10 protein-coding genes are annotated in these 15,046 nt (G+C 70.2%); 5 read left to right on the top strand and 5 right to left on the bottom strand.

Going from position 1 to position 15,046, the window contains the following annotated elements:
• The first annotated feature begins 82 nt into the window (after positions 1 to 82).
• Together AAIL17_RS09365 and AAIL17_RS09360 are read left to right on the top strand one after the other, a co-directional pair.
• Positions 83 to 2,803, top strand: a complete 2,721-nt coding sequence (locus AAIL17_RS09365; protein WP_424682562.1) for a M14 family zinc carboxypeptidase — start codon at positions 83 to 85, stop codon at positions 2,801 to 2,803.
• Between the two features lie 263 nt (positions 2,804 to 3,066).
• On the top strand, positions 3,067 to 3,486 hold the full coding sequence (locus AAIL17_RS09360) for a PepSY domain-containing protein (RefSeq protein ID WP_424682561.1): 420 nt from the start codon (positions 3,067 to 3,069) through the stop codon (positions 3,484 to 3,486).
• A 4-nt stretch (positions 3,487 to 3,490) separates the two neighbouring features.
• On the opposite strand, the gene AAIL17_RS09355 is transcribed toward AAIL17_RS09360, so the two are convergent.
• Both AAIL17_RS09355 and thpR read right to left on the bottom strand, forming a co-directional pair.
• Positions 3,491 to 3,646, bottom strand: a complete 156-nt coding sequence (locus AAIL17_RS09355; RefSeq protein WP_424682560.1) for a hypothetical protein — start codon at positions 3,644 to 3,646, stop codon at positions 3,491 to 3,493.
• Between the two features lie 48 nt (positions 3,647 to 3,694).
• The gene (thpR, locus tag AAIL17_RS09350) at positions 3,695 to 4,270 is read right to left on the bottom strand and encodes an RNA 2',3'-cyclic phosphodiesterase (RefSeq protein ID WP_424682559.1); all 576 of its coding nucleotides are present in this window, start codon (positions 4,268 to 4,270) and stop codon (positions 3,695 to 3,697) included.
• A gap of 86 nt (positions 4,271 to 4,356) precedes the next feature.
• Here thpR and AAIL17_RS09345 point away from each other — a divergent pair, with 86 nt between their 5' ends.
• Positions 4,357 to 4,806: a cupin domain-containing protein gene (locus tag AAIL17_RS09345; RefSeq protein WP_424682558.1), complete on the top strand. Its 450-nt coding sequence runs from the start codon at positions 4,357 to 4,359 to the stop codon at positions 4,804 to 4,806.
• Between the two features lie 344 nt (positions 4,807 to 5,150).
• Here AAIL17_RS09345 and AAIL17_RS09340 read toward each other — a convergent pair whose 3' ends face one another.
• The gene (locus AAIL17_RS09340) at positions 5,151 to 5,741 is read right to left on the bottom strand and encodes a YceI family protein (RefSeq protein ID WP_424682557.1); all 591 of its coding nucleotides are present in this window, start codon (positions 5,739 to 5,741) and stop codon (positions 5,151 to 5,153) included.
• Positions 5,742 to 5,930: 189 nt separating this feature from the next.
• Here AAIL17_RS09340 and AAIL17_RS09335 point away from each other — a divergent pair, with 189 nt between their 5' ends.
• Positions 5,931 to 8,846 (top strand): PAS domain-containing protein, encoded by a 2,916-nt coding sequence (locus AAIL17_RS09335; protein WP_424682556.1) that lies wholly within the window; start codon positions 5,931 to 5,933, stop codon positions 8,844 to 8,846.
• Between the two features lie 100 nt (positions 8,847 to 8,946).
• On the top strand, positions 8,947 to 11,157 hold the full coding sequence (locus AAIL17_RS09330) for a putative bifunctional diguanylate cyclase/phosphodiesterase (RefSeq protein WP_424682555.1): 2,211 nt from the start codon (positions 8,947 to 8,949) through the stop codon (positions 11,155 to 11,157).
• A 49-nt stretch (positions 11,158 to 11,206) separates the two neighbouring features.
• On the opposite strand, the gene AAIL17_RS09325 is transcribed toward AAIL17_RS09330, so the two are convergent.
• Together AAIL17_RS09325 and AAIL17_RS09320 are read right to left on the bottom strand one after the other, a co-directional pair.
• Positions 11,207 to 12,478 carry a diguanylate cyclase domain-containing protein gene (locus AAIL17_RS09325; protein WP_424682554.1) on the bottom strand — a complete coding sequence of 424 codons (1,272 nt, stop codon included), beginning with the start codon at positions 12,476 to 12,478 and terminating at the stop codon, positions 11,207 to 11,209.
• Between the two features lie 189 nt (positions 12,479 to 12,667).
• Positions 12,668 to 15,013 (bottom strand): response regulator, encoded by a 2,346-nt coding sequence (locus AAIL17_RS09320; RefSeq protein WP_424682553.1) that lies wholly within the window; start codon positions 15,011 to 15,013, stop codon positions 12,668 to 12,670.
• Between the last annotated feature and the right edge of the window lie 33 nt (positions 15,014 to 15,046).

Raw genomic sequence — 15,046 nt, 5'->3', positions numbered from 1 at the left:
CCGGCGCGGCCGCAGCCCGGAGACTACCCTTGCGCCACCCGCCAATGGCAGAGTGGCCCCGCCATCGCATTCCGGAGCATCCATGCGCTTCCTGCCCTGCCTTGCCGGCCTCGCGCTGGCCGCCACCTGCCTCTGCGCCCATGCGGCCGATACCCTGGCCGCCAGCGCCTTCGCGCGCGACCCGGCGCAGCCGGTCGACCCGGCCTACACCGCGCAGATCGGCAAGTTCACCACCGACCCGCAGTTCAACACGCCGCTGACCGACTACCTGCCGGCCTCGCCCGGCGTGCCCACGCCGCTGCAGGTGCTCGGCCACATCGCCGGCGCGGCGGACTGGCTGCCCTATTCGGCCGACGTCTACCGCTATTTCCGCGCACTCGATACCGCGAGTCCCCGGGTGAAGGTATTCAGCATCGGCAAGACCGAGGAAGGCCGCGAGATGATCGCCGTGGCGGTCGCCGACGAGTCGCTGCTGGCTAACCTCCAAGCCAACGACGCCCGCCTGGCGCAACTGGCCGACCCGCGCACCCTCGGCATGGACGACGCCAGGGCCGACGCGCTGATCAGGGACACCACGCCGGTCTACTACATCACCGGCTCGATCCACTCCACCGAGACCGGCGCACCCACCGCACTGATGGAACTGGCCTACCGCCTGGCGGTGGACGACGCGCCGTACATCCGCAACATCCGCTCGCATGTGATCACGCTGATCACGCCGATCGTCGAGGTGGACGGCCGCGACCGCATGGTCGACCTCTACAACTGGCACAAGGCCAACCCCGGCAAGAACTATCCGCGCCTGCTCTACTGGGGCCACTACGTCGCGCACGACAACAACCGCGACGCGATGGGCATGACCCTGGCGCTGACCCGCAACGTCGCCGATACCTACATCGGCTGGCACGCGCAGGTGCTGCACGACCTGCACGAGTCGGTGCCCTTCCTCTACGACAACACCGTCGGCGACGGCCCCTACAACGCCTGGATCGACCCGATCCTCACCAGCGAGTGGCAGCAGCTCGGCTGGGACAACGTGCAGAAGATGACCCAGCTCGGCCTGCCCGGCGTGTTCACCCATGGCGACTTCGACACCTGGAGCCCCGGGTATCTGATGTTCATCGCCGCCATGCACAACGGCGTCAGCCGCCTGTACGAGACCTTCGGCAACGGCGGCGCCGACACGCGCAAGCGCATCCTCGACCCCTCCGAGTACGAGCGCACCTGGTACCGGCCCAACCCGCCGCTGCCGGAGGTGACCTGGTCGCAGCGCAACAACAACAACTACGAACAGACCGGCGTGCTCACCGCGCTGGACTACTTCGCGCGCAACGGCCAGGGCTTCCTGAAGAACTTCTACCTGAAGGCCAAACGCTCGATCGAGAAGCCCACCGAGGCCGGCCCCGCCGCCTACGTGCTGCCGGGCGACGACAAGCGCCGCGGCACCCAGGCGCAGTTGCTGCGCGTGCTCGAGCGCCAGCACGTGGAGATCAGCCGCGCCAGCGCGGCCTTCAGCGTGACCCTGCCCGCCAGCGGCGGGGACAAGAAGCCGCGCACGCGCCGCTTCCCCGCCGGCAGCTACGTGGTGCGCATGGACCAGCCCTACTCGCGCATCGCCGATACCCTGCTCGACCGCCAATACTGGTCGCCGAAGGACCCGCAGCAGCATCCCTACGACGACACCGGCTGGTCGATGGGCGACCTGTTCGACGTCGAGGTGGTGCGCGTCACCGACCCGGACGTGCTCAAGGCGCCGATGGCGAAACTGGACGCGCAAGTGGACGTGCCGGCGGGCTTGGCCGGCATCGACGCGGCCAACGCGAAGCTGCCGCGCATCGCGCTAATGCACACCTGGCTCAGCACGCAGACCGAAGGCTGGTGGCGCATGGCACTGGACCAGTTGGGCGTGCGCTACGACTACATCAGCACGCAGGACGTGGCGCGCATGCCCGACCTGCGCGCGAGATACGACGCCATCCTGTTCGCCCCCGTCGGCGGCGCCAGCCTGCGCCGCATCGTCGATGGCCTGCCGATGTGGGGCAACCCGATGCCCTGGCAGACCAGCCCGCTCACGCCCAACCTGGGCCACATCGACAGCACGCCCGACATCCGTCCGGGCCTGGGCGAGGCGGGCCTGGCCAACCTCAAGCGCTTCGTGCACGAGGGTGGCCTGCTGGTCACCGCCGAGGACACCGCGCAGTTCGCCATCGACGCGGGGCTGGCGCCCGGCGTGTCCGTGACGCCCACAGCCAAGCTCAAGGTGGTCGGCAGCGTGCTGCAAGCCGACGTGGTCGACCGCGACAGCCCGGTCGCCGACGGTTACGGCGAGCACCTGGCGCTGTACAGCGCGGACGGCCAGTCCTTCACCGTGTCCAATCTGCTGACTGGCGACCACGGCCTGCCCAGCGCCCGCGACGCCGAACGCCCCACCGGCCGCGGCGGCCCGCAGGACGAAGACGTCCCCGAAGGCCGTCCGTTCGCCCCGCCCCCCGCACTGCCCGATGCCAAGCCCTGGCAGGCGCTGCCGCTCAACGAGGACCAGGCCTACAACAACCCCTGGGTGATTCCGCAGAAGCAGCGGCCGCGGGTGATCCTGCGCTTCGCCGACGCCAAGCGGCTGCTGGTCTCGGGGCTGCTCGACGGCGGCAGCGAGATGGCCGAACGCGCGGCCGTGGTGCAGGCGAGCTACGGCAAGGGCCACGTGCTGCTGTTCGCCGGCAACCCGATCTGGCGCGGCGAGACGCTGGGCAGCTATCCGCTGGTGTTCAACGCGCTGACGCATTTCGACCGTTTGGACCGCTGACCGCAGCCTCACCTGCCGAGCCTTCCCCCGCGAACGCGGGGGAAGGTGCCGACAGGCGGATGGGGGCGCTTTTGAGCGCAATGTCCGGGCGGGCCTTTCGCAAGGCCTCCCCCATCCGCCCTTCGGGCACCTTCCCCCGTGAACGGGGGAAGGTCCACGCGAGGCGCCTGCTGAATACACGCCATGCGCCTCACGGCTTCTTCATCGTCCATTGCCGCTTGCGCCCGAAAACTCGGACGCATCACTCCCATGGAGGAACGGCCATGAAAAAGCTCGCTTCGACGACCTTCGCGCTGGCCCTGGGCGTCTCCGGCGCGGTGCTGGCGCAGCAGGCGATGACCGAAGCCCAGGTGCGCGAGACGCTGATCCACCAGGGCTACACCGACATCGACGACCTCAAGTTCGACGGCGGCGTGTGGCGCGCCAAGGCGGACAGCGCCGACGGCAGTGACGTCAAGCTGCGCATCGATCCGAAGACCGGCAAGGTGTACCCGGACAAGGAAGTCTCGCGCCTGAGCAAGGACGACGTGCGCGCCGCGCTCGCCACCCAGGGCTACACCAACGTGCACGACGTGGACTTCGACGACGGCGTCTGGCACGCCAAGGCGGACGACAAGAACGACCACCGCGTGAAGCTGACCGTCGACCCCGCCAACGGCCAGGTGATCGACAGCAAGGACTGATGGCTCAGCGCGCCGACGCGCCCGCGGCGGGGTTGAGCGCCTCGTCCGTGGGCGCCGCGCGGAACTGGTGCCGCCAGCGCAGCGCACCCAGCACCAGCAGCACCAGCAGTGCCACCAGCAGCAGGATCAGGCCGCGCCGTCGCTTGCCCTTGTTCTTCATGCCCGCACCGTAGCCCGGGGGTTGTCGCGACCGTGTGCGCGCCGATCGCTAGCGGCCCAGCGCCCAGCGGCCCAGCACGCGGTATTCGGTGCGCCCGAGCAGGCTGTGCACCAGCACGAACTCGCGCGCCGTCCAGCCCAGCGGATCGACCGGCCGCACCGCCACGTTGCGCGCGTCGTACAGCAAGGTCACGTGCGGCACGAACGCCCGCTCGCGCCGCCCCAGGCCCGCTGCGGCGAGCCGCGCGCCCAAGCTTGCATGCAGTTCGCCCAAACCGGGGGCGTCGCCTGCGCCGAGCAGCACGAACGGATGCTTGCCGGGCCGCCCGGCGAAGCTGCCCACGCGGTCGAAGCGCGCCTCGAACGCGTCCAGCGCCACGCCTACGGCCGCAGCGCGTGCATCCTCCACTCGCTGCTGCGGCAGGCCGGCGAAGTCGCCCAGGTGCTGCAGGGTCACGTGCAGGTGCGTGGTCGGTCGCGGCCGGCCCCTCAGGCCGAGGCTTTCGCGCAGGCCATCTGCCAGCCGTGCCAACTGCGTGGCCTCCTCCGGCGGCGGCATCACGGCGAAGAACAGGCGGTCGGTGGGATGCGCCGCGGCAAAGCCGCCGAGGGAAGTCTGTTGCATGGCAACCGGTACGGGACGAGGAGCCATCCATTGTAGGAGCCGCGGGCGGTGCACAATGGAGGCTTCCCCGCAACGAGCACCCCACCATGCCCAAGATCGACCTTCCCAGCGTTCCCGAGCGCCGCGGCTCGGGCTATCCCGCCCCCTTTGCGCAGGCAGCGCAGGGACGCATCAAGCAGGCGCTGGGCCATGCCGGCGGGCTGTCCGACTTCGGCGTCAACCTGACCCGGCTGCCGCCGGGCGGCTGGTCGAGCCAGCGCCACTGGCACACCCGCGAGGACGAGTTCGTCTACCTGCTCTCCGGCGAGCTGGTGCTGGTCACCGACGCCGGCGAGCAGCCGCTGCGCGCCGGCGACTGCGCCGCCTTCCCGAAGAACGTGGCCGACGGCCACCACCTGATCAACCGCGGCAGCGAGACGGCGGTATACCTAGAGATCGGCACGCGCTCGGCCGAAGACGCCTGCCACTACCCGGACATCGACCTCTACGTGGAAGGCGATGGCGGCTTCACCCACAAGGACGGCACGCCCTACTAGCGCGTCAGTCGCCGCTCCCGCGCAGGTCGCCGTCGGGATTGCTGCGGCACGGCAAAGGGGGCCGCTGCAATACACGTCGCTCCCGGACGTGGCGATGTACTGGGGCGCGTAGCCGCAGCGAATAGCCGTTGTCGGACCAGAGCTTGTCTCCGGTGTCGGACGCCGCGATGCCGTCGAAAGAATCGGCGCATCGCGCTTCCCTACCCTGACTTCAGCCATGGGCTGCCGCAAGGGGTTGCGGGGAGCCGGGGTGCCACCACCGGCGAGGAAAGCACGATGCGCCAACGCTTCGGAGCGTGCGCGCGCCGGCGTGAAGGCACCGGCGAGGAATCGCGCAGCGCGCGTCACTTGTCGCGCAGCGCCTCGACCTGGATGCGCAACGCTACCTGCATGTCGAAGCCGTACGCCTTGCCTGCGTCGAGCCCGTAGGCACCGCGGTCGAAGCTGCCCAGTGCATCGGCGCCGCACCATTCGCGCTTGAGCATCGGATGCGGCATGCACTTGAAGTGGTCGATGCGCAGTTCCAGCGGACGGGTGACGCCATGCAGCGTCAGCGTGCCTTCCGCGCGCGTCGGCGCACCGTCGACGAAGCCGGCCAGGCGCCCCTTGTAGACGGCGTCGTGCGGGCGATGGGCGAGGTCGAAGAAATCCTTGCCGCGGGCCCAGGCATTGAGCGCGTCCTGTCCGAAATCGATGCTGTCCAGCGCGATGCTCACCTCGAAGCTGCCGCTGCCCCGGGCCTTGTCCAGCTCAACCCAGCCCTTGCTGCGGTTGAACTTGCCACGCCAGGTGGAGATGCCCATGTGGTCGGCTTCGAAGCTCGGATAGGTGTGGTCCGGATCGAGCGTGTAGCGCACGGTCGCGGCGGAGGCGGCGGCGGGGACCAGCAGCACGATCGGCAGCAGGCGGCGGAGGGTGTCGGCGAAAGTGCGCATGACGGTTCCTGGTGGCGGGGCGCCGGCGGCGCCTTCATCGAGACGACGGGCGGGCAAGGTAGGAATCGACAGGCCACCGTGGCACGCCGCCACCCTGGGGGCGCGGATGCAAAAAACCTTCCGCGTCAGCTTTTTACCGCAAAAACTTGCTGCCATGATGCCGGTGCGGTCGACACCTTGGAGCTTTCCATGGTCCAGAGCACGCGCCATGCTTCCTCCTGGCCGGTAGGTCCGGGCGAAATGGTGGAGTGCATCCGCCGCCACGACTGGGCCGCTACCGCGCTGGGACCGATCGCCGGCTGGCCGCCGCACCTGCGCACCGCGCTCGACATCTGCCTGGCCTCGCCCATTCCCACCGCCATCCTGTGGGGCGACGAGCGCCTGCAGCTCTACAACGACGCCTATCGGCCGATCGCACGCGAACGCCATCCGGCCATCCTCGGCCGCCCCGTGCTGGAGAACTGGCCGGACGCGCGCGAACTGATCCGTCCGATGCTGGACCGGGTCTTCGCCAGCGGTGAGCCGACCCTGGCGGAAAGTTGGCCGGTGCTGCTCGACAGCCCGGCGGGCGTGCCGGACGAGCGCTTTTTCACCTTCAGCTTTTCCGCCATCCGCGACCGCTATGGCGTCGTCGTTGGCGCGTTGCACACCGCCATCGAAAGCACCGCGCAGGTCCGCGCCGGACAACGCCTGCGGGAACTGATGAATGACACTGGGCTGGGCGCGAACTTCCACGCGTTGTTCCAGTCCGCACCGGTGCCCCTGCTGCTGCTCGCCCCGCCGTCCTTCCACGTGGTGGCCGCCAACGCCGCCTCGCTGCGTGCGCTCGGCGAACCGCGCGAAACCCTGGTGGGCCGCCCGGTTTACGAGGTTTTCGCCCGCTGGCCCAACCGCCGGCCGATCGAGGCTCAATTGCGCGCGTCGCTGGAGCGCGTCCTCGCCAACCGCACCCCGGACACTCTGCCGATGGTGGCGCAGGAAGGATCGCCCGGCCAACGATGGTGGAGCGTGATCAACACGCCAATGCTCGATCCGCGCGGCGAGGTCGCGCTAGTGATCCACCGTGCCGAAGACGTAACCGAACTCGTCCGCTTGCGCAGCGCCACCGAGGCAAAGGCCCAGCTCGACTGCGAACAGCGGGCGCTGATGGAGCGCCTGTGCGGGGCCGCCACCGCCTTCACGGACGGGCGGACCGACGACGGCGGCGTTGCGAAGCGGCAGTCCCGCCTGATCGCCGGCATGCTCGACTCGATCACCGACTATGTCTATGCAATCGACCGCGAGCACCGCTTCGCCTACGCCAACCATGCGATGCGCCGGCTGCTCGGCACGGCACACGATCCGATCGGCAAGACGTTCAGCGAGCTTGGCTATCCGCAGGCCCTCGTGCAGCGGCTGGACAGCCACATCCGACTCGTCTTCGAAACAGGAGAGGCCGTCGACGATGAGCTATCCCTGACCAGCCCTACCGGCACGCGCGCCTATTACCAGTTCGTCTGGAGCCCGGTACGCGGCGAAGACGGCCGGGTCGAACGCGTGGTCGGCGTCTCGCGCGACACCAGCGAGCGCCGCCGCATGGAAGAGCGCCTACGCCAGGGCGAGGCGCGCCAGTCCTTCCTGCTGCAGCTCGGCGACCGCATCCGCGGGCTCGACGACGCCGCCCGGCTGATGGCAAGGGTCACCGCGATGGTCGGCCGCCACCTGCGCGTGGGCCGCTGCGGCTATGGCGAGGTGACCGACTGCGGCCAGTTCTTCGTGGTCGAACGCGACTGGACCGACGGCGCCATGCCCAGCCTGGCCGGCCGCGTGGCACTGGCCGACTTCGGCGAGGCGGTGGTGGCGCAGTACCGCGCCGGCCAGACCGTGGTGCTCGACGACACGCTGGAGGACGCACGCACGCGCGGGGCCGCGAAGGCCTACGCCGGCGCCGGCCACCTGCGTGCGGGCGTGAGCGTGCCGCTGATCAAAGGCGGCCGCTTCGTGGCCGCCTTCTACGTCCACCAGAGCCAGCCGCGGCGCTGGCGCGACGAGGAGGTGGCCCTGCTCGGCGAGGTCGCCGAACGCACCTGGGCGGCGGTGGCGCGCGCGCGCGCCGAACGCGCGCTGCGCGAGAGCGAGCGGCGCTACCGCGCGCTGTTCGACGCCATCGACGAGGGCTTCTGCCTGGTCGAGAAGGTCGACACCGCGCCGGGCCTGCCGTCGGACTACCGCTACCTGGTGACCAATCCAGCCTTCGCCAAGCACACCGGCATCGAAGGGGTGGTCGGGCGGACCATGCGCGAGGTGTTCCCGGACGCGGCGGCGTCCTGGTACGACACTTTCGACAGCATCATCGGCAGCGGCGAAGCGTTCCGCTTCGAGCATGGCCTGATCACCCACGGACGCGTGTTCGACGTCTACACCTGCCGCCTGGATGACGGCACGCGCCGGCGCGTGGCGGTGATCTTCAACGACATCACCGAACGCAAGCGCCACGAACAGCACCAGCGGCTGCTGCTCAACGAACTCAACCATCGCGTGAAGAACACGCTGGTGACGGTGCAGTCGATGGCGATGCAGAGCTTCCGGCCCGGCACTGAGCCGGAGCAGGCGCGGCAGCAGTTCGAAGGACGCCTGATGGCGCTGTCGCGGGCGCACGACATCCTCACCCGCGAGAGCTGGGGCGGCGCGCCGCTGGAAGGCATCGTGCAGGAGGCGATCGCGCCGTACCGCGACCAGCACCACGACCGGTTGCACGCTGCCGGCCCACAGGTCTGGCTACCGCCACGGCATGCGCTGGCCTTCGCCATGGTGCTGCACGAGCTGGGCACCAACGCGGTCAAGTACGGCGCGCTGTCCAATGCGGATGGCCGCATCGAAATCAGTTGGACCGCCAACGGCAGCCTGCGCCTGCGCTGGACCGAGTCCGGCGGCCCTGCGGTGGTGCCACCGGCGCGGCGCGGCTTCGGTTCGCGCCTGATCGAGCGCGGCCTGCGCCACGAGATCGGCGGCAGAGTCGCCCTGGAGTTCGCGCCAGGCGGCGTGGTCTGCACCATCGAGACGCCGCTGGGCGATTCCGGCGCGGTGGCCAACATGGCATGGGCCGAGGGAACCAACGCGGCGTGAGGCAGCAGGTGCGCCGGCCTCGCGTCATGGCGGCCGCTGCTGTGCGGCCTGCCGCAGTTCGGTTATCGTGGGCCGGCAGCCCTTTCATGCAGGGGGGAGCATGATCGACACGGGTCCCGTCATCTTCGGCTACTACACCGCCGCGCTGGTAGCCACCGCCGGCATCGCGCTCGCGTCGGGGACCCAGTTCGCCGTCATCGGCCTGTGGCGCAGGCGCGAGGCGGTGTACCTGTCCTACGCGATGCTCTGCCTGTGCGTCGCCATCCTGTCCTTTTCCAACGCCTTGCTGCACACCGCGAGCAGCCTGCCGGTGGCGACCGCGGCGATGCGCGCGATGATCGGTGCGGCGGCGATCTCGTTCCTGCCGTTCGTGGTGTTCATCCGTGCCTATACGGGCGGCCCGGCCCAGCCGCGGCTGCAACTGGCGGTCGGCGCGGCGGCCGGCTTCTTCAGTTGGCTCAACCTGGACCTGCCCGGCACCTTGTTCTTTACCCGCGTGACGCCCGGTGCGGGCATCGCGCTGCCGTGGGGCGAGCAGTTGTATGGCCTGGCCGGCGTCCCCTCGAATTGGGGGCTGCTGTTCCACGCGCTGACCTACGTCGCCTTCCTGTGGGCGCTGTCGCTGGCCGTCACGCAGATGCGCGGGGGCGAGCGGCTGCGCGGCGCGCTGCTGGCGATCTGCCTGCTCTCGCAGTTCGCCGCACTGCTGTGGGGCGACATCGTGGTCGACGCGCTGGGCCACCACTATCCCTACCTGGACGCTTTCTCGTTCCTGCCCTTCGTCCTGCTGATGGGCGTGTCGCTGGCCACCCAGTTGCACCAACGCACGGTGCAACTGGAACAGACCACGCGCCGGCTCGAGGCCGAGGCGCACATCCGCCGCGAGGCGGAATTCAACCTGCGCCACGTCGCCTACCACGACAGCCTCACCGGCCTGCCCAACCGCCTGCGCGCGCTCGACCACCTGGCCGAACTGCACACCGAGACGCTGGCCCGCGGCCAGCATGGCGCGGTGCTGCTGATCGACCTGGACAACTTCAAGACCATCAACGATGCACTGGGCCACCCGATCGGCGACCGCATGCTCGAAGCGATCGCCGACCGCCTGCTCGCCGCCGCGCCGACCGATGCGATGCTCGCGCGGCTGGGCGGCGACGAATTCGTGCTGGTGCTCGGGCCGCTGGCCGGCTCCACCGCGGCGGTGCAGGCGCAGGCACAGCAGGCGGCCGAAAGCATGGTCGCGCGGCTGGCCGAGCCGGTGATGGTGGACAGCCGCATCCTCGCGGTCGGCGCCAGCGTCGGCGTGGCCCTGTTTCCCGCCGGCGAACAGGACGTGGCCGACCTGCTGCGTCGCGCCGACATCGCGCTCTATCGCGCGAAGGCGGCCGGGCGCAATGCGGTGCGGCTGTTCCTGGAGCCTATGCAGCAGGAGGCCGACACGCGCCTGACGCTGGAGCGCGGCCTGCGCACGGCGCTGGAGCAGGAGCGCATGCCCACCCAGTTCGCCCTGCACTTCCAGCCGCAGGTGAACCGCCGCGGCGAACTGGTCGGCGCCGAGGCGCTGCTGCGCTGGCACCACCCGCAACTGGGCGAACTGTCGCCGGCCGTGTTCATTCCGTTGGCCGAGGAAACCGGCCTGATCCACGCGCTCGGCGCCTGGGTCATCGGCGAGGCGTGCGCGCACATCCGCGGCTGGGACCGCGACGGCGTGCCCTTCAGCGGGCGCCTGGCCGTGAACGTGAGCGCCTGGCAATTGAGCCAGCCGCGCTTTGCGGAACAATTGGAGGCGCAAGTGCGCGCGGCCGGGATCGAGCCCTCGCGACTGGCACTGGAGCTGACCGAGAGCGCGCTGCTGCGCGATTTCGACAGCGCGCTGGAAACGCTCGAGCAGCTTTCCGCGGCCGGCTTCCGGCTGGCGCTGGACGACTTCGGCACCGGCTATTCCTCGCTGAGTTACCTGCAGCGGTTGCCGCTGGACGTGCTCAAGGTCGACCGCGCCTTCGTCAGCGAACTGACGCCCAATACGACCAACCCGCTGGCCGGCTTCATCATCGACGTGGCGCACCGGCTGGGCATCGCCACGGTGGCCGAGGGCGTGGAAAGCGTGCCGCAGCGGCTGGCGCTGGAGCGGCTCGGTTGCGACGGCCTGCAGGGCTACCTGATCTGCCGCCCGGTGGACGAAGCGGGCTTCCGCCGCTGGCTGGTCGAGCACCAGCAGGCGCGCGCGCTGCCGCAGGCGCAGCGCAATGCGCACGACGCGCCGGGCGCGCATGACGCCTCGGCGCACGACAGGAATTCCTCGGGCGACTAGCGCGCCACGCGGCTGGCAGCAAAGTCCTGCCGCCGATCCGAGCGACGGCCTATGCCGGCTCCGGATCCGCGCCGCCGGGTTGCCCCGGCCGCTCGGCCAGCTTGCTGGCATACATCGCGCGGTCGGCGGCGGCGTACAGGCGCGTCTCGTCCTGCCCGTCGTCCGGGTACAGGGCCATGCCGATGCTCGCGCCGATCGACAGTCGCTGCCCCTGGAATTCGGTGCTGGCGTCGAAGGCCCGCGCCAGGCGCTCGGCACGGGCCTGCGCGGCGTTGCGGTCGGCCACCTCCGGCAGGATCGCGGCGAACTCGTCGCCGCCCAGCCGCGCCAGCGTGTCGCCCGCGCGCACGCCCTGCTGCAGCCGCTGCGCCACGAAGTGCAGCAGCGCGTCGCCCGCCGCATGGCCCAGCGTGTCGTTGATGCGCTTGAAATCGTTGAGATCGATGACCAGCATCGCGATGCGCCCGCCGCTCTCCCGCGCGCGCTTGAGCGCCTGTTCCAGCCGGTGCGTGAACACGCGGCGGTTTGGCAGGCCGGTCAGCGCGTCGTGCTGGGAGGCATGCTCGGCATGGCCGATCTGCTCCTCCAGCAAGGTAAAGATCATGCCGGTGGCGACCAGGAACTTGGGCAGATTCCACGCCTCGTTCTCGATGCCCCAGCCGGTCAGCCACGGATCGAGCGCGGCCGCCACCGGGAACACCGCCGCCCAGGCGACGAAGCTCACCGTGGTGAACACCGCGCCCACCGAGGGCGCGGCCGCGCCGCGGTAGAAGCAGAACGCCACCGCCAGGTAGTGCCAGAACAGCATCCAGTTGAGCGCCTGGTCGATCGCACCGTGCCAGGCGAACACGCCTTGCAAGGCATAGATGCCGACCAGCGCCGGCACGCACCAGCGGGGTCTGCGCCGGTCGCGGCAGAACACCCAGGCGGTCGAGCCCAGGCCGATGGCGGTGCAGGCGAGATAGGGCAGCCGCGCCTCCACGCCGTAGGCCGCGAACACGAAGAACGCCACGTCCGGCATCGCCGCCAGCAGCGTGATCCCCAGGGCGCGCCACCAGGCCAACCGCGTGTCCGAGCCGGCCCAGATGAAGGCCACGCTGGTCAGCAGCAGCATCGAGAGCGAAACCGCCAGCGCTGCGTCGGCCGCGGCACCCGGTGCGAGGTTGCGCTCAATGAACTGCGCGACGATGTGCACCAGGATCATTGCCCAACCGACCAGCCAGTAGCGTGGAAGGATCTGCCGGGTGCGCTTGAGCAGTGCGGCGAACACCAGCACCAGGCCGCCGATGGCGAGGAAATCGGGAACGACAGACAGGTTCAAAACCAGGGCTCTCCGCAAGCGCCCGGGTACCGCCCGGGGACGAGGCTCCAGATCGTTGTATCGGCGGTGCGGTAGCCAGCTTGAGCCCGGCGTCGGGCAGATGCAACGCATGGGGCCGCTCGGTCCGCCCCGGTCGCCCGGCGCGCAGGCAAGGTCCCTGCGCCGTGGGAAACCCGAGTGCGCATGGCGCTACGCATGCGGGCGAGGCGCGCCATCGTGCCGGACCGCGCCGAGCACCGCCTGCACCTTGGCAAGCAGGTCCTCTTCGCGGAACGGCTTGCTGACGATGTGGTCGTCGCCGATTTCCTTGAACGCGGCGAAATCGGCATAGCCGGTGAGGAACACGATCGGCAGCGAAGGCCGTTTGGCGTGCGCCTCGCGGGCCACCTCCGAGCCGTTCATGCCGGGCATGGCGTAGTCCATCAGCATCAGGTCCACCGAGGCGCCCTCGCGGTCGAGCACGTCCAGCGCCGAACCGCCGCTGCCGGCCTCGATCACCTCGTAGCCGCGCTCGGCGAGGATCGCGGCAGTCACCTCGCGCACGTCGGTGTCGTCGTCGACCAGCAGGATGCGTTGCCGCGCCGTGTCGGTCCGCGCGTGCGACAGCGGCGGGGGCACGTCTTCCACCCCGGTCACGGCGCCGGCCGCGCGCGGCAGGAACACCCTGACCGAGGTGCCCTCGCCCAGCCGCGTACGGATCTGCACGCCGCCGCCGGACTGCTTGGCGAAGCCGTACACCTGCGCCAGGCCGAGCCCGGAACCCTTGCCTACCTCCTTGGTGGTGAAGAACGGTTCGAACGCGCGCGCCAGCACCTCCGGCGCCATGCCGCTGCCGTGGTCGGTGACCGCGACCATCACGTAGTCGCCCGGGCACGGCTCCTCCGGACGCGCGGCCGGCTCGCGCAGCGCCACGTTCGCGGTTTCCACGATCAGTTCGCCGCCGACTGGCGAAGCGTCGCGTGCGTTGATCGCCAGGTTGAGGATCACCAGCTCGATCTGCGTCGGGTCTACCAGCGCGGGCCACAGCGCCGTCTGCAGCTTCATCGTCAGTTGCACCGAGCCGCCCATGGAACTCTGCAGCAGGTCGCGCATGCCGGCGACGATGCCGTTCAGGTCGACCGCCTTGGCTTCCAGCCGCTGGCGCCGCGAGAACGCCAGCAACTGCGCCGTGAGCTTGGCGCCGCGCGTGGCGGCGTCGCGCATGTGGCCCAGCCGCTGGCGCAGGTGCGGGTCGACCCCGGGCGCGTCGAGCGCGCGGTCGAGGATGCCGATGTTGCCGCTGATCACGGTGAGCAGGTTGTTGAAATCGTGCGCCACGCCGGACGTCAGCTGGCCCACCGCCTCGAGCCGCTGCATCTGGCGCAGCGTGGCCTCCACCCGCTCGCGCTCCTCGATCTGCGCCAGCAATTGGCGGTTGGTCGCGGCCAGCTCGGCGGTGCGCTCGGCCACGCCGCGCTCGAGCGCCTCCCTGGCATGGTGTTCGAGCGTGCGGTCGCGCAGCACCTTGAGGTAGCCGAGCAGCCGGCCGCCGCCGTTGCGCAGCGGCATCATCAGGCCGCTGGCGAAGAAGCGCGAACCGTCCTTGCGCACGTGTTCGCGGTCGTCCGCCGCGCGGCCGGTCTCGGCGGCGCGCTTCATCTCCAGCTCGGGCACGTTCCTGGCGCGCTCTTCCGGGGTGAAGAAGATGTCCGCCGGCTGGCCCAGCACCTCTTCCTCGCGCCAACCCAGCAGGCGTTCGGCACCCGGGTTCCACAGCGTGATCCGGCCCTCCAGGTCGATGGTCAGGATGCCGTAGCCGGTGGTGCTCTCCAGGATCAGCTTGAGCCGGTTGCCGGTGGCACGCAGCGCCGCCTCGGCGCGGGCGCGCTCGACGTTCGCCCAGGTGCGCTCGGCCACCTCGCGCACCAGTTCCTCGTCCTCGTCGGTCCAGCGCCGCGGCTCGCGCTGCTGCACGGAAAGGAACGCCGCCAGCCTTCCGTTCTTGACCAGCGGCACGGTCAGGCTCGCGCGCAGGCCGCCCAAGGCATGGTGGGCCTGCGCCTCCTCCGGGTCGACGCGCGGGTCATCGAACGGGTCGTCGACGCGGATGGTCGCGCCAGTCAGCGCCTCGGCGACCAGCCTGGGGCCGAACTCGCTCAACCGATGCCGCCCGACGCCGCTGGGCATGTCGCCGCTGACCCAGTCGCGCTCGACGGTGAAGTATTCGCCGGTGTCGTCCACCTCCGCATAGCCCACGCGATCCGCGCGCAGGTGCCGGCCCAGCCGTCGTGCGGCGGCCGCCATGACCGCGCGCGGATCGGTCAGGTCGCGCAGCGCATCGCCCAGCCGCGTGCGGAAGCGCTGGCGCCGGTCGGCCAGCACGCGCTGGGTGGTCTCGATGGCCTCGTTGATGACGCCCATCACCTGCCCGCTTTCGTCGCGCACCGGGCTGACCCAGTAGTCGAAGTAGGCGCGCTCGCGGTAGCCGTGCCGCTCCAGGTGGAAACGGGCATCGCGGAAGCAGCTTGGCTTGCCCTCCAGCGCGCGCAGGATCACCGGCTCGGTGATTTTTTTTGCTCATGGTCCGAA

The organism is Frateuria sp. YIM B11624, from assembly GCF_049727805.1.
In the GTDB taxonomy this organism is placed as follows: domain Bacteria; phylum Pseudomonadota; class Gammaproteobacteria; order Xanthomonadales; family Rhodanobacteraceae; genus Frateuria_A.
This window is presented reverse-complemented; position numbering and strand designations above follow the sequence as displayed.